Source organism: Brenneria rubrifaciens (genome assembly GCF_005484945.1).
Taxonomy (GTDB): Bacteria; Pseudomonadota; Gammaproteobacteria; order Enterobacterales; family Enterobacteriaceae; genus Brenneria; species Brenneria rubrifaciens.
Genome location: NZ_CP034035.1, coordinates 2,767,694 through 2,785,152, shown reverse-complemented (window position 1 = coordinate 2,785,152; position 17,459 = coordinate 2,767,694). Strand labels below are relative to the sequence as shown.

Genomic DNA, 17,459 nt, shown 5'->3' with positions numbered 1-17,459 from the left:
CTTTGTCTGGCCGCGCTGGTGTGGCCGATGCTATTAATTGATGGAGGCTTATACCATGCGACCCGCACCTATACGACCTGATGCCGCTATCCCACAATCTCAGGCGACATCGCAACCACCACGTTATCTGACGAATGACGAAGCCGCCGAATATTTGCGGCTATCACCCCGAACGCTCGAAAAACAGCGCGTTATTGGTGGTGGGCCTCGATTTCGTAAATTTGGCCGACGCGTCATGTATGCGGTATCCGATCTCGACATTTGGGCAAATCAGCACAGCTTCGAGACAACGTCTGATCCTGAATATGCCGAGCACCATTCGGCTGATAGCCGTGTACGCTGAACGATGGCGGCCCGGTAACAATCGCCATGCTCAGACCACAGCAATCTTCCGCTCAGCAAGCACACGAACCGCTCGATCTTTTTCGGGCACTACCGGGCGATATGGCACCGCGCGATGCGCAGGACTTAATGGCCTATCCGTTTTTTTCGCTGGCAAAATCACGGCGTACAGCGCCGATCGATTATTGTGCAGGCGGTATCACCATTCGTGTAGAAGGCACTGCCGAACATGGCATTGCCACCATTTGGGATGCCGACATTTTGATTTGGGCGGCCAGTCAGGTCGTCGAAGCCAGAGACGCAGGTATTTCGACTTCGCGTCTAATGCATGCGACGCCTTACGAAATCCTGAAATTTATTGGGCGCGGCACATCGCTGCGCGACTATCAACGTTTGAAAGCCTCCTTGGATCGTTTGCAATCGACCTCGGTAGCGACATCTATTCGTGCGCCAGTAGGGCGGCGCTTGCATCGTTTCTCCTGGATCAACGAATGGCGGGAACGAGCCGACGCGCGGGGGGCGCCACAAGGGATCGAGTTGATCCTGCCGGATTGGTTCTATGCTGGCGTGCTCGATTCAACTCTGGTGTTAACAATCGATCCTGCGTATTTCCGACTGAGCGGGGGCATCGAACGTTGGTTGTATCGTCTGGTACGCAAACACGCTGGCAGGCAAGTCGGGGGATGGCGATTCGATTTTCGGCACTTATACCGCAAATCCGGCAGTACAGCTCGGCCTTCCGATTTTGCCTACGATCTGCGCGCGCTGGTCGCCCGGCAGTCACTACCGGGTTATGTCCTGACCATCGAACGTATATCAGGCGGAACCGAGCTACTTATCTTCAAACCGGTGTTGTCAACGGCACGGGGATAACTGTGGAAAAAACTGTGAAATCCATCGTGCTATCAGACGTGGCAGGCTTCGTGCTATCGGAGGTAACACTATCGTGCTATCAAGCGTGCCGAACGGCATATAGCCCAGTGATGGCGCGGGTTCCGGTGTTCTCTAACAGATCTAACATTAAAGATCTAACTTATTGTGAAATAGCGTATTTTCCGTGGATAACCAGCAAACGGCACGTGAAAACCATAGGTGCCCACCAGCTTTTGTTTATCAGATGGCTAGCTGTGGTATTCAGGCGCCAAGCCGAATTTGGCTCGGTGTACTATCGATATTCCCCTTATGCTTGGCGCGCCTATCAAGCCGTTACACTCCGCGTGATGCTGGTGGAACAACCGTGTTTGTTGTTGGAACTGATAGTACCAGGAGACTGTGCATGAACGTTTTCTTTCTATTCGGTACAACATCTTATGCTTGTCTGCGCCTGCTGGTTATTGGTCTTTCCGCTTGCGGTATTGCTGCACTGGCTTGGGCTTCCTTCAACACGCCGATACCGCGTGTGGTTTACAACCCAACAGATAGCGTGGCGGTTGGCTGGTATCGCATAGAGCCGATTGGTTCAATGCAGCAGCCATTGTCCGCGGGCAGCATTGTGTTAACCCATTTGCCAGCAGACGCTTGGATTCTTGCTGCACAACGCGGTTATCTGCCAGCGCATATTCCGTTACTTAAACGCGTGGGCGCGGTTGCGCCGCAACATGTATGCATCGTGAATGGAGAAGTACGTGTCGATAGCAGACCTGTAGCTGTCGTACTGCTTACTGATAGTCATGGCCAGTCGCTATCCCCTTGGCCGGGATGCCGACAGCTCAAATCCGGTGAGCTTTTTCTGCTAAGTACCGCCAGTTCCGCATCGTTCGATAGTCGCTATTTCGGACCGGTCCGCACTTCAAGTTTGAAGGGCATCGCACGACCACTCGTACCTGAAATGTTTATCGGTGATTGACGTTCGGTACGGTTGTCCTAAGTCAGACGAACAGCAAGGCAAGATAAAAGCTTGCGGCACCTCGGCGCGCAAGAGGGCTGGTCTGCACATGGGGGAACGCGGCACGCGCCAGAAAGAAACTGCGTGCCGCGATAGCGGTATCTGTCTTGTCAGCATTGAGCTGAAGATGTGCTGTCTCGGACTTTTATTAGATGGTGAAGGCCATGAATCAAAATGACGACGATCGTTTTCGTCCTCGTATGGGAAAAAACCGACAGCGAGGCGATCCTTTTATCAACCGAGTGATACGGCAGACTAATAAAGCCGGTGCGAAAGCAGCCAAAGCAGGGCTACGGCCTGGTTCTCGTCTTGGCCGCGGCCATGTTGCTGCGAGCTTTGCCAGTGATTTTCGCACACCGAACGATCGCCGCGTCACTATCAAAACTCGGCTGGTTAACCTAAGAAAAGCCGGTGCGCGTTCAACGTCAACCCATCTGCGCTATATCGAGCGTGAGGGGGTCGGCCGTCACGGCGAGCCGGGGAAAGCCTACGGTCCGATTACCGACGAAGCCGATTTGAAAGAGTTTGACAAACGCGGACGGGAGGATCGACACCAGTTTCGTTTTATCGTCTCACCAGAAGATGCGGAGCAAATCGATGATTTGCGTTCCTATACCCGACAATTGATGGCGCGTATGGAGGCCGATCTGGGGACCGGCCTGGAGTGGGTGGCAGTCGATCACTGGAACACCGACAATCCGCATACTCATATCGTGTTGCGCGGCAAGGATGATAACGGTAAGGATTTGATCATCTCTCGCGATTACATCGCTGAAGGTATGCGAATGCGAGCGTCGGCATTAGCAACTGAATGGTTGGGGCCGCGAACTGAGCTGGAGATTCAACTAACGCGGCTACGTGAGGTGGAGCAAGAGCGCTGGACCACTCTGGATCGTATCTTGATGCGTGAAAGGGCCGATGATGGGCGGATATACATCGAACGTTTTGCCGCGCCGCGTTTGCAAAGCCAACGACAGATGCTGATTGGTCGTCTGCAACGTTTAACTCGCATGGGATTGGCATCCGAACACCAGTCCGGTATCTGGCAAATACATGCCGACGCAGAAACGACGCTACGCGCAATGGGCGAGCGCGGCGATATCATCCGGACTATGCAACGCACTATGAACGGCAAGCCGCGTGAACTGATGGTATTCCAGCCCGATAAGGGGGACTTCCTCGTTGGCCGTGTGGCAGGAAAAGGGTTGGCTGACGAACTGTACGACAAGGGTTATCTGGTCGTCGATGGACTTGACGGTAGAGCGCATTATGTGACGTTGCCGCCGCGGGCGGAGCTGGAGCAATATCAGACCGGCTCGGTGGTGGAGGTAAAGCCTGCGGCATATCTGCGCCCCTCTGATCAAAACATTGTCGCGCTGGCCGCTGGCGGTTTGTACCGTGCCGACCATCATCTGGCCGTTGCCAGGCAGCAAAATGTGCCCGACCGCGATCCGCAAGAGTTAGTGGCATCCTATGTCCGTCGACTGGAAGCCCTGCGCCGGGCCGGTATTGTGGAGCGCATGGCCGAAGGCGTCTGGCGTGTGCCGGGCGATCTGCCCGAACGCGGTCGCCAGTATGACGTCCAGCGTCTGGGCGGTGGTGCTGTGGTGGAACTGAAGTCGCACTTGCCCATTGAGCGTCAGATCCGCGTAATCGGCGCAACCTGGCTGGACCAGCAGTTAATTGGCGGCGGCAGAGGGCTGGGCGATATGGGATTTGGAGGCGAAGTGAAAGACGCTCTGCGGCAGCGCGCCAATTTTCTGATCGAACAAGGGCTGGCCGAGAAGCGCGGACAGCGAGTCTATCTGGCTCGCAACCTATTGGAGACATTACGTGATCGAGAACTTGTGAAAGCTGCTCTGGATATCGCAGCTGAAACTGGCTTGGAACATCGTCATGTCACTGATGGTAAAAGAATTAGCGGCATTTACCGGCGTAGTATCAAACTTGCTAGCGGACGTTATGCGATGCTGGAGGATGGCAAGGGATTCAGTCTTGTTCCATGGAAACCGGTGGTTGAAAAGCGGTTGGGAAATGAAGTTTCGGTGATGGTGCGTGGTAATCGTGTTTCGTGGGATATTGGCCGGCGGCAAGACTTACATTTATAGCTGTTATGAATTCGTTATGTGTTTGACTATACGAAAGTGGGCTCGGAATAAACGCCTGAATTTTAGTATGTTATCCGCGGATCTGATCGTGGCCTAAACGTCTTTTTGAGTCCCTGGAATCTGGTTTTCTGTCTCAGCCATGAGCACGGCGGTACTGCACTTAAGCGCACGCGCAATTTTAAAGATGTTTACCAAAGTTGGCATATGTTCGCCACGCTCTACTTTACCTAAGTGGGAACGCTCAATCCCGGCCAGGTTAGCCAGTGATTCTTGTGCTATTCCACGTTCTATACGCAGTTTACGGACAGCCGCGCCGAAAGCATGGGCCAGTTCGGCGTCAAAGGTGGTTGTGCCGGCTGGTCGGCCGCGTTGAACAGTTCGCTTCTGCATAGGCAGAAGAGTCGGGCTAAAGCATAATTAAAACCACGTTATATTTAACTCATTTTCTAATTTCATCTACGCATTGCTTTTTTTAGGAACCTGACTGTCTACGGAGCGTAACGAGATTTACTGGTGGTTTGAGCTCAATACAACTGCTTCCAAGCATAAAAAATCGCCGCTTGGCTTTTGCAATACTAGGGCAAGAGGCGATGTGATGGGCTGAAAACGGCCATCAGTTAAAATTAATTCACTCTATTTTCAGCGTTCAGTTGGGCCCATGTTGTTATGAGGGGAACGCTGATATCTAATTTTTTAAGTTAAGTTTAACTCAAAAAGGATTAAATTTAACTCTTAAGAGTTAAATTTAACTTAATATTTGGCATGAAAGTATTATTAAAAATAATTATTTCCATATGTAAAAATTATATTTGAATTATTTTCAAAGGTGTTTTTACCTACGTAATGTTTACGGGGGAAGAGTTGGAAAATATGCTGATATTACCTTGTTAGCATTCTCCCCAATTAAGTATGACGAGGGGGGGCAAAGGTGTTGAGAGGATATCTATATATATTCGATCCTGTTAAATAGGAAGGAGATATATTATGACTAGTAAAGTCCTTACCGTTGTCGCTCAATTGACCGCAAAGCCTGGTCAGGAAGAAGAACTTGGCCGTCGACTGCGTAATATGATCCCTCCCACTCGAGTGGAAAAGGGATGTATTAATTATGATCTGCATCGTTCTAACGATGATCCCGCAACATGGATGTTTTATGAAAACTGGGAATCAAAAGAAGATTTGGACGCTCATATTGCGGCTCAGCATTTTACTGATTTTCAAAAAGTGAAAGATGAAGTGCTGGCGAAAGAGATGGTTGTTCAGTATTTCTCTCCAATTAAAGGTGATTAATTTGGTTAATAAAAATTGGGTGTGTGTTTAAATGAATACTCATTCCACACTGGTTATTATTTTTTTCTATTCTGTTTTAATTGGTTTTTGTGAGTCTTATTTCTGTGGAATGAGTTGTTCATGCGAATGCTCATAAATCAAGAACACGATTAATACCGTTTCTTTTATATAATTTCGATTAAATTGAGTTTATATACAGAAGCGAATCATAGAAGGAAATAAGGCATGCATACTGTTGCATTTGTTATAGGCACTCGCCCAGAGGCTATTAAATGCGCTCCGGTGATTAATGCAATGGCGAGTAGTGAATATCTCAGGCCGCTAGTGGTTTCCACCGGGCAGCACCGGGAAATGCTCGATACGACATTAGCTGTTTTTGGGATAAAAGCGGATATCGATTTGGCCGTTATGCAGCCCCGGCAAAGTTTAACGGAAGTCACTTATCGAATATTACAAGGCCTCCCCTCGGCATTGGCTTCTCATTCAATTTCTGCAATTGTCGTTCATGGTGATACAGCAACAACGTTGGCTGGGTCACTTTATGCTTTCCAAAACCATATTCCCGTTATTCATATTGAGGCCGGTCTTCGGAGCGGAAATATCAAGTCACCATTCCCGGAGGAAGCCAATCGCCGGCTGGTTGCTCAAATCAGCGCCTTGCATCTTGCTCCTACCGGTGGCAATTACCGAAATTTATTACATGAAGGTGTGGACCCCTCGAAAATAGTCATAACAGGGAATACCGTGGTTGATGCGTTGCGCTGGGGCGTGCAGCATGCTGTGGATTATGGTGATCCTGATTTAATGGATCTCGATAGCGACAATAGACGAGTCATTCTTGCATCTGCGCATCGACGTGAATCTTGGGAACATCTTTCTGAAATTGCAGAAGCTTTATCTGAAATTTCATTGGAACAAGATGTACGCGTCGTCGTCCCTTTACACAAAAACCCCGTCGTACGGGAAAAGATTCAGGCCCGCCTACAAAAAAATCCAAACGTATCGCTGGTTGAACCCTTGCCGTACCTGGCATTCTGCAAACTAATGCAGCGAAGTTATCTGATTATTTCCGATAGTAGCGGGGCGGAAGAGGAAGGTCCCACCCTCGGTAAACCCACTTTGGTATTGCGTGAGGTCACTGAGCGTCCCGAAGCCGTCAATCTTGGGACGGCCAAACTTGTAGGACGTGCCCGTGAAGGCATTGTCTCAGAAGCTATCGCACTTCTGCGGGATGAAAAGCGTTATCTTCGTATGGCAGTGCCGATTAGCCCATATGGGGATGGTAATGCGACAACGAGGACTCTTGAAGCTATTACATCATTTCTGATGAAAGATCAGCGTTTGGTGGAAGGGCCTTGGTATAAGGAAAATAGCCGCATTGATACTCAGCATCTGGAAAAACCGATAATAAGTAAATATTGTGGAGGCGTGAAATGATCAAGCCTGTATCCGATACACAACGACCCCTTTGTTTTTCTGGAAAATTGCTGGACGCTAGCGTTATATTCTCACCTGAAAATTTTTATGTGGAAAATGACACTATCGTTGTTAATCCGGCGAATGAATATATTCGGGTCGATGAAGACCCTGGGTATGGAATACCACCATTATCTTCTAGCATATTGCGACATGTCCATATTTCAAGCCCCTACCCAGTAATTGTTTTAAGAAAAATTGAAATATCGAATGTTCGTGACATATGTTTTGAACCAGGATGGCAGCGTTATGATTTATTTCCAGATGAGTTGTCTCAATCTCTGGAGTTATGGAAGTCATCCCAAGATGAGGTGGGAGAGTTATCTTTTCCTGTAGGCAACCACACTCCAGTTCATCTAATAAATTTATTTGGTTCCAGAGATAGGTTTTTACTTAAGTTGAATTTATGGTTTGCGCCGGCAGGAACAAATTGTTTTATTCATAATGAACATGATTTCATTGAGATTCACACTCAAGTTTCAGGCATCGGATATATGCAAAAGTTTCATAATAATTCTTATGACTCGTTATTTGAATCAATTGGCATGCATCCTGGTTTTTCCACTGCTCAGCCATTTTGTGTTGCTGGTGAAAAAGGTAAATATATTTACCCCTGGCACCAGTATTTTGCTGAGACAGATTGTGTTTGGATGGCGGTTGAATATCATCCTGCAATTTAAGTGTTATTTGAATAGAGAATTATAGTTAATAACTCCATTAAAAGGAGGATGGTATGTTGCGTTTTTATTATGCTCCAGGAACAATATCCTTAGCACCACATATTATCTTAAATGAATTAAACCTTCGTTTTGAACCTGTTCGCGTGGAAGTGGCCGATAATCGTCTAAAAAACTATAAGACCCCCGATTTTATAAAGATAAACCCTGCTGGATTGGTCCCGGTGTTGATAATTGATGGATCGACATTAACTGAATCGTTAGCGATAATGCTTCATCTTGTTTGGCGAGAAAAAAATAACACGCTGCTACCGAAATCCGGTACTTGGGATGAAGCCAGGGCGATGGAGTGGCTTGCATGGTTAGCAACCAGTGCTCACCGTACTATTGGCGCTTATTTTCGTCCTGAGCACTTGGCTGATGATGAGCAAACCCAACAGCGCTTGCGTAAATATGCTCGAAAGCACATGAAAGAGCTGGCCTCATATATCGAGCGAAGAATTGCACATGATGGGAAATATGCGACAGGTTCCAATTTTACTTTGGTGGATGCATTTCTGCTCGTCTATTACAGGTGGTTTCAGGTGATTGGTTTGCCTGTGGAGGAGCAACCGAATTGGCGGAGGGTGACCGAAAGTTGTCTGGCCCGTCAGTCTGTACAAAAAACGCTACTGACTGAAGGTATCGCTGTTTCAGTCTGATCTAGGTAAATGAGGTAAGTATATTCGGAGATCTACAGCCATGGCGAAATTCACGTCACAGGCGGGGTTCCCGCCAAAGTTTACTAAACAGGTTGTGGCCGAACGGCTGCGCGATGGTTACTGGGTTCAGGCTCTCGATGTAGCAGGGCGGGGGCGCCACGATTTGGTCGGTTATGGACCAGGTATTGGAGAGATTTAGTGGTATGAAAATATGCCGATAGGCGATGCCATTCAGTGGAAGCGTCATCTGCTGGCTGATGGCATACCTATGCCGGTGGGCATGGATAATGCTGATGTAAAGGGCGTAGGACGACAAGATGTGATTGTTTGCTACGACCTATATGGCGCCGGTGGTACCTTTCACGATCCGTCAACTGATGGCGGGAAAATTGATTGGTTGGAAAATCCGGGGCCAAACGTCGAAGAGGGAACTCGATGGAAACGTCACTATATTGGCCATGTGCCTGCGACGCATCGATTAAGAATAGGTCATTTTACAAGGGAAGATAAACTGGAGGTCATTGCCTTCCCTATTGTATCTCCTACGGCAATGCACGGCGTAATCAATGTTGCGTTGTTCACTAAGCCAGATGATGTCTTACAGGTTGATAATTGGCCGATGAGCATCGTTAATGCCTATTCGTTCCGCTTTGTCCACGGAGTAGAAAAAAAACTGAATTTAATACCGGGCTCTTCCCTTGACTCGTTAATCGTTTCGTCCGATGAAGGCGTAAGCTGGCTTTACTATGACGAACGAAACCAGCGTTGGGCTCGGCATTTGATTGGCGTCGGAGAACTTGGTCAGGTTGAGAATACGCACTTTAAAGGTAGCGGCGATGCAGATGTAGGCCGCCTCGGAAATGACGCATTTGCTTATGTCGCTGCTTTAGAGCCATTTCACGGTAATACGGTGGTCGTTTACTGCAAAAAGCGTGGCGAAGACCCCGGTTCAGCACAATGGAAACGTTATGTGTTGGATGTGTTCAGCGATCCTGACGAAGAAGGCGAAAGTCCAGGGCATTGTGTCGTTTGCGCTGATTTTGACGGTGATGGTGACGAAGAGTTTTTAGTAGGGTTACGTGGCCCGGCGCCCTGGCAAGGCGTCATGTATTACAAAGCCGTCGATGCAGAGAATGGCGTTTTCCTCAAATGGCGCGTTGGCGACGAGTCGGTAGCTAGAATTGCTTTGGGCGATTTCAAGCAACGAGGGGTAATCGATTTCGCGACAATTGGTTATTCAGTGCCACATTATTATGAAGCCGCCAATCCTAAAGTAGTCGTTTACTACAATGAAAGCACAGGAATTTCTTCTTCGTCTAAATCTGGTTCTGACTAATTTGGAGTGAACAGCTATGAATATCAACCTTTTCGGAAAGCGAGCGTTAGTCACTGGTTCATCCAGCGGTATTGGTTATGCGATTGCATCAGGGTTATTGGCCGCTGGAGCTGATGTGGTGATTAATGGCCGCTCGGCAACACGGGTGGATGAGGCAGTGGAACGGCTAGGCGGCACGCCAAAGGTTACAGGCATCGCTGCGGATGTCGGTACAGCGACGGGATGCCAGACCCTGATCAGCCATCTTCCTGAGATCGACATTCTTGTCAACAACGCGGGTATATTCCGTCCTCGCCCGTTACTGGAAATCGAAGACAGCGAATGGACCGAAATCATGGAAATCAACGTCATGAGTGGCATTCGTTTAACTCGGCACTACCTACCGAATATGATGCATACCGGCTGGGGGCGAGTCGTGTTTGTTTCAAGTGAATCTGCCTTGCAAATTCCTCCGGAAATGGTGCACTACGGTGTGAGTAAAACCGCTCAGCTTGCCGTTGCTCGAGGTTTTGCGGAAGCGGCTGCTAACAGTGGCGTAACAGTAAATAGCATATTGCCAGGACCAACGCTGAGTGAAGGGGTTGCGGCGTTCGTATCCGATCTGATGGGCGATGTTGCGTCTAATGCTGAAGAGGCGGGGGCGTTATTTGTCAGAGAACACCGGCCTTCATCGCTATTAGGACGACTTGCGACAACGGATGAAGTTGCGAGTCTCGCCGTGTTCCTGGCGTCTATACAAGCATCGGCAATCACTGGCGCTGCGTTGAGGGTGGATGGCGGGGTACTGAGGACGGTGGTGTAGGCCAATGATGTCCTGAACTAGCTGGAGCCTGGTGTTGATATTTTATGGCTGCTTCAGCGCACATGGCATCGTTCTGCGATAAAGTCGAGGAATACGCGTACACGGGTCGGGAGCTGCTTGCCCGGTCCGATAAAGACCGCATGTATTTCTTCTTGATCGCCAGGATTATAGTTCTCCAGCAGTGGTACGAGTCGTCCGGCCTCTATGTCCTTTTTAACATGAAAATGCGCTAGTCGGGCCAGGCCAAGGCCGGCGATTGCGGCGTTACGCATGGTTTCGCCGTCACCTAACAATAAGTTTCCGGATGGCGGAAGCAGGTGTGGTTCATCAAGCCCATTGAATGGCCACACTTTGATATGGCGGGTGAAACCGAAGCCGAGTCGGTGATGCCTCACCAGTTCTGCCGGTGTCTTCGGGATGCCTTCACGTTCAAGATAGGCGGGGGCAGCGACGACCACCATTCGGCTACTCCCTAGACTGCGCATCACCAGACGCGAATCGGTTAACGGACCGGTTCGGATGGCGACATCAGTGCGATCGTCTAATAGATCAACTACTTGATCACAAAGAACGATATCCAGCGTTATTTCCGGATACCGTTTAAGGAATTCCGGGATCTGTGGCATCAGATAGTGTTTGCCGAACGCGACGTGCGAATTGACGCGGACACGACCACGTGGCGTTGCGCCTCGCGTCGCTTCCATCTCCGCCGAAGAGATATCGTCCAGTATGCGCAAGCAGCGCTCATAGAATAGGGAGCCTTCCGGAGTGAGCTGACGCTTGCGTGTGGTGCGATTGATCAGACGAATTCCCAGCCTGGTCTCAAGCCGGTGAAGAAGTTTGCTTACCGCAGAAGGCGTCATGTCCAGTTTCCGTGCAGCGGCAGAAATGCTCTCTGACTCCACAACCTGAACGAATGTTGCCATTTCAGTAAAGTGATTAGAACGGTTGTACTGGTGCATGGATTCGTGAATTTATTTCCAAGGTCCATTGACCGTTGAATTATAGTTCAAAAGCACGAAGTCTTCTAAAGTTACCGCTACACTTTTCTGCTTGGAGATAAACGTGCAAGTTCGTTCGCATAATCCAGCATTGTGGGCGTTGATGCTCAGCGCTTATGGCATCGGAACCACGGAATTCGTTGCGGTGGGCATTTTGCCCAATATTGCGCTTGATATGGGCATTGATATTCCTGTCGCAGGCCTCGTAGTAAGTCTATATGCCCTGGGAGCTACCGTTGGCGCGCCTGTTTTGACTGCGTTGACGGGGCGGGTGCCGCGCAAGACGTTACTGCTGTCGCTAATGGCATTGTTCACTATCGGTAATATGGTCGCGGCGACCAGCGTCAATTATGGTGCTCTGCTTGGGGCCAGAGTGGTTACTGCATTCTCACATGGCGTTTTTTTTGCCATCGGCGCCACTATCTCTGCGAGTTTAGTTTCTCATGACCGCCGAGCTTCAGCTATTGCCATGGTGTTCTCCGGGTTGACTATCGCCATCGCCACGGGGGCGCCTATTGGTACCCTTGTGGGTCAACAATGGGGGTGGCGGACAACTTTCTGGATGGTCGCCGGCCTGGGGTTGATTTCATTCATCGGCATCGCCTTGTTGTTGCCGCGTACGATTAACGTTGACCGTCCCGGAAGTTTGCGAGACCAGGCCAAGGTATTGAGCAGCGGACGGCTGTTAATCGCGTTTTCCATGAATCTGTTCGGTTATGGCGGAACGTTCGTTGCGTTCACCTACTTAGCGCCATTGCTGGAACAGATAAGTGGATTCCAGTCGAGCAGTATCGGTAAGATCTTGTTTCTCTACGGGCTATCGGTGATAGCGGGGAACGTTATCGGCGGGCGTATCGCCAACCTTAAACCGATACCCGTACTCGTCGTGTTTTTCACGCTACAGGCTTTGGGGCTGCTGATATTTAGTTTTACCGCCTATTCCCAAGTAGGCACGCTTATTACCTTAGCGTTCCTGGGGGGGCTTTGCTTTGCCAATGTACCGGGGCTGCATTTGTATTGACCTGCTCCCCGTTGATTAATACACACCGATGTTAGTAATGTCTTCATAAGTCACATGAGGACGTCACCATGAAGAAGCGTTTTTCCGACGAACAGATCATCAGTATCCTCCGCGAGGCCGAAGCCGGGGTTTCTGCCCGGGAACTCTGCCGCAAGCATGCTATTTCAGACGCCACCTTTTACACATGGCGCAAGAAGTTTGGCGGCATGGAAGTCCCCGAAGTAAAGCGACTCAAGTCCCTTGAAGAGGAGAACGCCCGTCTCAAGAAGCTACTCGCTGAAGCCATGCTGGATAAGGAGGCGCTTCAGGTGGCTCTGGGCCGAAAGTTCTGACGACAGACCAGAAGCGGGAAGCCGTGGAAGTCATGTGTGAGACAACGGGTCTGTCGCAACGTCGTGCCTGCAGGCTGGCAGGCCTGTCCCTGTCAACCTGCCGTTATTCGGCCCAGCGTCCGGCTGCTGACGCGCAGCTATCCCTGCGCATCACTGAGATTGCATTTGAACGCCGCCGCTTTGGTTACCGGCGTATATGGCAGCTTCTGCGGCGTGAAGGTCTTTGCGTTAATCACAAGCGGGTTTACCGCATCTATCACCTTAATGGCCTGAGCGTAAAACGCAGACGGCGTCGTAAAGGGCTGGCGACTGAGCGGCTTCCGCTCCTGCGCCCGGATGCACCGAACCTGACCTGGTCAATGGATTTTGTCATGGATGCACTCTGCAGCGGTCGCCGGATTAAGTGCCTTACCTGTGTGGATGATTTCACGAAGGAGTGCCTGACGATCACCACAGCATTCGGGATTACAGGCGTGCAAGTGACACGCATTCTGGACAGCATTGCGCTGTTTCGTGGCTACCCTGCGACGATAAGAACCGATCAGGGCCCGGAGTTTACCTGCCGCGCTCTCGATCAATGGGCCTTTGAGCATGGTGTTGAGTTGCGATTAATCCAGCCAGGTAAGCCAACTCAGAACGGATTTATTGAGAGCTTTAACGGTCGCTTTCGGGATGAGTGCCTGAATGAGCACTGGTTCAGCGATATTCTTCATGCCCGGAAAATTATCAATGACTGGCGGCAGGACTATAACGAGTGCAGACCTCATTCCTCGCTGAACTACCAGACACCGTCTGAATTTGCAGCAGGCTGGAGAAATGGAAAATTAGAAGGTAAACAAACCGATATTACTAACTGATCGTTGTATCTAACACTGGGGGCAGGTCAATCGTTCCGAACTTCACTACTAATGGTCGTGGGTTGAGTAATGAAATACTGGAGGCTACGCGGCAGTATTGTGGCGCGGTAGCTGTTTCTGCATATCCACCATATGATGAGACTGCTGAAACTATAGCAAGATTGGTTGTAAAAAATATCAAAGTCAACGTGCATTTTATCTTAGATGCTGACAGCATTGACATTGCGATAGGATGGCTCAGCGAACCTCCCGAATTTCTTTCTGGCATTAATGCCATCATTTTTCTGAATTATAAACCATCCGGTCGAAAGGTTTTTGAAACGAAAATGTTGCGAAACAGTTCGAGACTGGATGAATTTTTCGAGTTGGCAACTTCTCCTCGTAGAAAATTGAAAGTTGGGTTTGACGCTTGTTGCGTCAGTGGTGTATTCGCAAGAACGAATGCCAATACGGTAATGGTGGATGCATGCGACGCGGGTAGATTCTCTATGTATGTTTCAGAAGATCTCAAAGTGTATCCCTGCTCATTTCAGAGTGGTTTGGTTGACGGAGATCAATTGAACGATAATACGTCACTTTTGGATATTTGGACAAAATCTCCAAATATGCAGTCGTTTCGCAGTTATTTTAGCTCGGATCGATGTGGCGGATGCAGACATAAGTCGACATGTATGAATGGTTGCCCGTTATTTGAACATCTTGTTGTTTGTGGAAATCGATGAGTTGTGTTGCTCTTAAAATAGAGTTGGAGGGAACATGGAAAAATGCTGCTAAATGGTTTCATGCCGTCCGAAGGTAGGATACAAGGAAATTTATATATACATATATAGAAGTGCTCGCCAGCCTAAAAATTGTTTTCAATCTAATGTTCGCAGCGAAAAAGCCGCAGTGTATCCTACTAACTTAGTCAACGTTTTGTCAGGGCCTAAATTACTCATGCAATCTATAATCTTCTCTTTCCTCGCAAATAGTATTAATTATATATTCATTGGGAGCAGTCGATAGAATTCCCATTAACCACCCATAGTGTCTCATGTTGCCAATTAATATATTACCTAAAATTATGGTTATTAATTAACGGAGCGTTAGTCAGAGTGATGAATAGTCGACAGAAGTCGCTGGTGAGCAGAAGCTCTGCTCGTTGTAATGGGACATGTTGATATACCCGAATGATTTCTCAATGTGGGTGGATTGCCACCAGATGTCGTGATCAGAAGTGACCGTCTTTTAAAACGACCTATTCAGGGTTTGTGGTTGATCTTTCCCAATTCCCGATCTTTCTTGGGGCTATAAGTTGCCGTCGAAGACTCAATTTGAGTGCAGAAATGATATGCCGGAAGAGGACTTTTGGGTTAGTTAAAACAATCCCCTTACAAAGGTGAATATGCGTTCGTAATTAATCATTGCTACGCCGATCGCTGCAATTACAGTAAACGCAGTAGTGATTGGACTATTCTTTACCAGTTCCAGCAGTGCTACAGGATGTATACCGTACTTGTCCATAAAGCTTGCCTTGGTGACTAGGCTTTTTTGATGTGTCCGGTCAAATACATTCGCAAGGACGTCGACTTTGCGGAGAGTAGATTGATGAAGTTTGATAAAATCACCGTTGACAAACGCATCAGCTTCCTCCGCTCCCTGAAGAGCGTCAACATCAGCGATTTTGTTCAATTCGATGATGCTCATCAGACGCCCTTTGCGGCCTTTGGGGGATGTATGAGGGGCATATTGGCGTCCATATAGAGTTACTAACTCTCGTGCTAAGTCTAATTTGCGATTATCAGGTAAAATAGTTGGAGTACCCCCAAGAACGCGATAGCGATGTTCCAAGGCTGAAAAGCCGTAATTATCATCGCGCATGTTCCAGTGAATAAAAGTGCTGTCAGAATGGGTGGCTAAAAATTGAAAGTATCCATCCAACATATCTCGCTCAAGCGGATCGAGGATTGCAGACGTCTGTGCTGGGGTAAAAGTCGTCTGCCTACCTGCTGCAAGTGACGTCAAAGTCACAAGTTGGTTAAGCAGTTCTGCTGATTTCTGAATGGACCAAGTCTTGGTCTGCGCTGACTTCAGATTTCTGATTGCAATACACGTCACCCGAGTTGAGTGGCCGACAGGGGGTTGACCAGGGGCTGAGTAAAATGATTCACACGAATAGTGTATTAGATACGAGTTCATCGAATCAGCGTAAATTTCGTTTATTCTCTTTTGCGATTTCCCCCGTTCTTTAATGCGTGCAATCTCAGACGAAGCCATGCTAATCCCTATGTTTTTTGTAATATTGCTGCAAAGAATTGACAGCGAAAATAATTAGTTATCTCATATTGTAACCTTTGCATGGAAAAATATGAATATGGAGTTGCCCCTCCGATAGGTGAGCTGACACTCCAGACTGAAATCTCGATAGAGTTACGGATTCTTGATCCTACGCACTCACCTGTGAAACCGGCCACCGACATGGCACCCGTGCCGGGACCGTCAATGTTTTAATCTGGACGGGTATCCAGCGCTTCACCTGCCGGACAGTATGCCGTTGATGTTAAATAGCTGGCGTGGCAGAAAGAAGCGGAAGATGCTCCGTATCGTCGGTATTTTTCGCAGCAGCAATCCTCGGGCGACGGTTAACGCGTAAACAACGCCATCCAGCGGCTTCGTCTTCGCCAAATATCCTCTCTGACCCACTGGCGGCAGGACCGCCTCAACAATACCGTAGGCCACTGATCCAACTACTACTCAGAACCAGCAGGATCAGAAAGAGGCATTCCAGAAAGGAAGCCTTACGACAACCAGTAACTCAAGGGATATTCATCAGCCTATCTCGCTATAGGTGATGGTTGGAACGGTGATCGCTGGTGACGCGCATCAAATCTGATCTTCCAGGCGATGTAATCGCCACGGTGACCGAACCGGTCTACGACATGGACAGCCAGCTGCCGTTATCTATTATCCCACAGTGCTCGCGCACCTTGAGTATGTACAACAGTCAGATAAGCTATGGGCAAAGTAGGGCTCAAGTGGTGTTGAACCGTATCATTTTGCCTGATACTTCGTCGTTAATACTGGACATTTGGTCTAAACCGAACCAGCCGGCTATTACACCAGACTGGAGGATGACGCCGACTGGCATTGGGATCTGGTTATCGCCGGTGCGGCGATAATCACACAACGCTAGGCGTTGGCGCCGAACTGGCTGCACCGGAGAACCGCCAGGATGGCGACTGCAACACCATCGCTGGGCGTGATAGCTTACAGGATACGGTGAATCGGGTGGGGCAGGAAGTCACACGGCATAATCTTGATATCCAGCCAATGCTGACCGAACGGCCGGGACTGCCTGTGCGGATTATTGTGAATCGGGATTTGGTGCTGAGGCCTTATCAGCAGTTGTTCTATCAACGTGGAGGCGTTTGATAAATCTACACACATGCCACCACTGGGAACGCAGTCTAGCATTGCACATGTGAAACCTACCTTCACTTTCCCGTAAAGTGCAATTTACGTGTAGGACAAGCAATGTTGGTTAACTACTTGGCCTATGGCATAAAATCTATGTAGTGGTATCCCCTTGAAATTTTATCTTATGATACTATATTTAGTGCTATGTCTAAATATTGAGGTCTATATATAGTGT

At 48.8% G+C, this 17,459-nt stretch carries 20 protein-coding genes; 16 read left to right on the top strand and 4 right to left on the bottom strand.

Going from position 1 to position 17,459, the window contains the following annotated elements:
- The first annotated feature begins 55 nt into the window (after nt 1-55).
- The 4 genes from EH207_RS12675 (at nt 56) to EH207_RS12660 (ending at nt 4,335) form a co-directional block, all read left to right on the top strand.
- A complete protein-coding gene (locus EH207_RS12675) occupies nt 56-343 on the top strand; it encodes a helix-turn-helix domain-containing protein (RefSeq protein WP_121553534.1) in 288 nt (95 codons plus the stop codon).
- A gap of 26 nt (nt 344-369) precedes the next feature.
- On the top strand, nt 370-1,215 hold the full coding sequence (locus EH207_RS12670) for a replication initiator protein A (protein ID WP_137714310.1): 846 nt from the start codon (nt 370-372) through the stop codon (nt 1,213-1,215).
- Between the two features lie 403 nt (nt 1,216-1,618).
- Nucleotides 1,619-2,188 (top strand): S26 family signal peptidase, encoded by a 570-nt coding sequence (locus EH207_RS12665; protein ID WP_137714309.1) that lies wholly within the window; start codon nt 1,619-1,621, stop codon nt 2,186-2,188.
- Between the two features lie 203 nt (nt 2,189-2,391).
- Nucleotides 2,392-4,335, top strand: coding sequence for a relaxase/mobilization nuclease and DUF3363 domain-containing protein (locus EH207_RS12660; RefSeq protein WP_137714308.1), 1,944 nt, complete (start codon nt 2,392-2,394; stop codon nt 4,333-4,335).
- A 93-nt stretch (nt 4,336-4,428) separates the two neighbouring features.
- On the opposite strand, the gene EH207_RS12655 is transcribed toward EH207_RS12660, so the two are convergent.
- Nucleotides 4,429-4,725, bottom strand: coding sequence for a helix-turn-helix domain-containing protein (locus tag EH207_RS12655; RefSeq protein WP_137714307.1), 297 nt, complete (start codon nt 4,723-4,725; stop codon nt 4,429-4,431).
- Between the two features lie 594 nt (nt 4,726-5,319).
- On the opposite strand from EH207_RS12655, the gene EH207_RS12650 reads away from it, so the two are divergent.
- From EH207_RS12650 to EH207_RS12625, 7 genes are all read left to right on the top strand, one after another.
- Complete coding sequence (locus tag EH207_RS12650; protein WP_137714306.1) at nt 5,320-5,625, top strand: putative quinol monooxygenase; 306 nt, start codon at nt 5,320-5,322, stop codon at nt 5,623-5,625.
- Between the two features lie 225 nt (nt 5,626-5,850).
- Nucleotides 5,851-7,062, top strand: a complete 1,212-nt coding sequence (gene wecB / locus EH207_RS12645; RefSeq protein ID WP_137714305.1) for a non-hydrolyzing UDP-N-acetylglucosamine 2-epimerase — start codon at nt 5,851-5,853, stop codon at nt 7,060-7,062.
- Complete coding sequence (locus EH207_RS12640; RefSeq protein WP_137714304.1) at nt 7,059-7,781, top strand: hypothetical protein; 723 nt, start codon at nt 7,059-7,061, stop codon at nt 7,779-7,781. The genes wecB and EH207_RS12640 overlap by 4 nt, the downstream gene beginning before the upstream one ends.
- Nucleotides 7,782-7,834: 53 nt before the next feature.
- A complete protein-coding gene (locus tag EH207_RS12635) occupies nt 7,835-8,479 on the top strand; it encodes a glutathione S-transferase family protein (RefSeq protein WP_137714303.1) in 645 nt (214 codons plus the stop codon).
- A gap of 40 nt (nt 8,480-8,519) precedes the next feature.
- Nucleotides 8,520-8,678: a hypothetical protein gene (locus EH207_RS18255; RefSeq protein WP_217496094.1), complete on the top strand. Its 159-nt coding sequence runs from the start codon at nt 8,520-8,522 to the stop codon at nt 8,676-8,678.
- 12 nt (nt 8,679-8,690) lie between these two features.
- Nucleotides 8,691-9,815, top strand: coding sequence for a hypothetical protein (locus tag EH207_RS12630; protein WP_217496093.1), 1,125 nt, complete (start codon nt 8,691-8,693; stop codon nt 9,813-9,815).
- Between the two features lie 16 nt (nt 9,816-9,831).
- Entirely contained in the window at nt 9,832-10,617 is a 786-nt protein-coding gene (locus tag EH207_RS12625) for an SDR family NAD(P)-dependent oxidoreductase (RefSeq protein WP_137714302.1), read from the top strand.
- 53 nt (nt 10,618-10,670) lie between these two features.
- Here EH207_RS12625 and EH207_RS12620 read toward each other — a convergent pair whose 3' ends face one another.
- A complete protein-coding gene (locus tag EH207_RS12620; RefSeq protein ID WP_137714301.1) occupies nt 10,671-11,579 on the bottom strand; it encodes a LysR family transcriptional regulator in 909 nt (302 codons plus the stop codon).
- A gap of 103 nt (nt 11,580-11,682) precedes the next feature.
- On the opposite strand from EH207_RS12620, the gene EH207_RS12615 reads away from it, so the two are divergent.
- The 3 genes from EH207_RS12615 (at nt 11,683) to EH207_RS12605 (ending at nt 14,550) form a co-directional block, all read left to right on the top strand.
- A complete protein-coding gene (locus EH207_RS12615; RefSeq protein WP_217496092.1) occupies nt 11,683-12,639 on the top strand; it encodes an MFS transporter in 957 nt (318 codons plus the stop codon).
- A gap of 68 nt (nt 12,640-12,707) precedes the next feature.
- A protein-coding gene (locus EH207_RS12610) for an IS3 family transposase (RefSeq protein WP_137712505.1) occupies nt 12,708-13,828 on the top strand; the annotation gives its coding sequence in 2 pieces (ribosomal slippage) (nt 12,708-12,966 and nt 12,966-13,828; 1,122 coding nt in all).
- A gap of 62 nt (nt 13,829-13,890) precedes the next feature.
- On the top strand, nt 13,891-14,550 hold the full coding sequence (locus tag EH207_RS12605) for an SPASM domain-containing protein (protein ID WP_246048888.1): 660 nt from the start codon (nt 13,891-13,893) through the stop codon (nt 14,548-14,550).
- Between the two features lie 634 nt (nt 14,551-15,184).
- On the opposite strand, the gene EH207_RS18170 is transcribed toward EH207_RS12605, so the two are convergent.
- Both EH207_RS18170 and EH207_RS18640 read right to left on the bottom strand, forming a co-directional pair.
- Nucleotides 15,185-16,084, bottom strand: coding sequence for a hypothetical protein (locus EH207_RS18170; RefSeq protein WP_175413677.1), 900 nt, complete (start codon nt 16,082-16,084; stop codon nt 15,185-15,187).
- A 255-nt stretch (nt 16,085-16,339) separates the two neighbouring features.
- Nucleotides 16,340-16,492 (bottom strand): hypothetical protein, encoded by a 153-nt coding sequence (locus tag EH207_RS18640; RefSeq protein WP_175413676.1) that lies wholly within the window; start codon nt 16,490-16,492, stop codon nt 16,340-16,342.
- Nucleotides 16,493-16,680: 188 nt separating this feature from the next.
- Here EH207_RS18640 and EH207_RS18635 point away from each other — a divergent pair, with 188 nt between their 5' ends.
- Nucleotides 16,681-16,986, top strand: a complete 306-nt coding sequence (locus EH207_RS18635; RefSeq protein ID WP_425456711.1) for a TrbI/VirB10 family protein — start codon at nt 16,681-16,683, stop codon at nt 16,984-16,986.
- Nucleotides 16,955-17,239: a TrbI/VirB10 family protein gene (locus EH207_RS18630; protein ID WP_425456710.1), complete on the top strand. Its 285-nt coding sequence runs from the start codon at nt 16,955-16,957 to the stop codon at nt 17,237-17,239. Before EH207_RS18635 ends, EH207_RS18630 begins: the two co-directional genes overlap by 32 nt.
- Nucleotides 17,240-17,459: the final 220 nt, after the last annotated feature.

Excerpts from the sequence above, each read along its gene's own strand:
- EH207_RS12675 (WP_121553534.1), top strand. The coding sequence starts at position 56 with ATGCGACCCGCACCTATACGACCTGATGCCGCTATCCCACAATCTCAG.
- EH207_RS12670 (WP_137714310.1), top strand. The coding sequence starts at position 370 with ATGCTCAGACCACAGCAATCTTCCGCTCAGCAAGCACACGAACCGCTC.
- EH207_RS12665 (WP_137714309.1), top strand. The coding sequence starts at position 1,619 with ATGAACGTTTTCTTTCTATTCGGTACAACATCTTATGCTTGTCTGCGC.
- EH207_RS12660 (WP_137714308.1), top strand. The coding sequence starts at position 2,392 with ATGAATCAAAATGACGACGATCGTTTTCGTCCTCGTATGGGAAAAAAC.
- EH207_RS12655 (WP_137714307.1), bottom strand. The coding sequence starts at position 4,725 with ATGCAGAAGCGAACTGTTCAACGCGGCCGACCAGCCGGCACAACCACC.
- EH207_RS12650 (WP_137714306.1), top strand. The coding sequence starts at position 5,320 with ATGACTAGTAAAGTCCTTACCGTTGTCGCTCAATTGACCGCAAAGCCT.
- wecB (WP_137714305.1), top strand. The coding sequence starts at position 5,851 with ATGCATACTGTTGCATTTGTTATAGGCACTCGCCCAGAGGCTATTAAA.
- EH207_RS12640 (WP_137714304.1), top strand. The coding sequence starts at position 7,059 with ATGATCAAGCCTGTATCCGATACACAACGACCCCTTTGTTTTTCTGGA.
- EH207_RS12635 (WP_137714303.1), top strand. The coding sequence starts at position 7,835 with ATGTTGCGTTTTTATTATGCTCCAGGAACAATATCCTTAGCACCACAT.
- EH207_RS18255 (WP_217496094.1), top strand. The coding sequence starts at position 8,520 with ATGGCGAAATTCACGTCACAGGCGGGGTTCCCGCCAAAGTTTACTAAA.
- EH207_RS12630 (WP_217496093.1), top strand. The coding sequence starts at position 8,691 with ATGCCGATAGGCGATGCCATTCAGTGGAAGCGTCATCTGCTGGCTGAT.
- EH207_RS12625 (WP_137714302.1), top strand. The coding sequence starts at position 9,832 with ATGAATATCAACCTTTTCGGAAAGCGAGCGTTAGTCACTGGTTCATCC.
- EH207_RS12620 (WP_137714301.1), bottom strand. The coding sequence starts at position 11,579 with ATGCACCAGTACAACCGTTCTAATCACTTTACTGAAATGGCAACATTC.
- EH207_RS18170 (WP_175413677.1), bottom strand. The coding sequence starts at position 16,084 with ATGGCTTCGTCTGAGATTGCACGCATTAAAGAACGGGGGAAATCGCAA.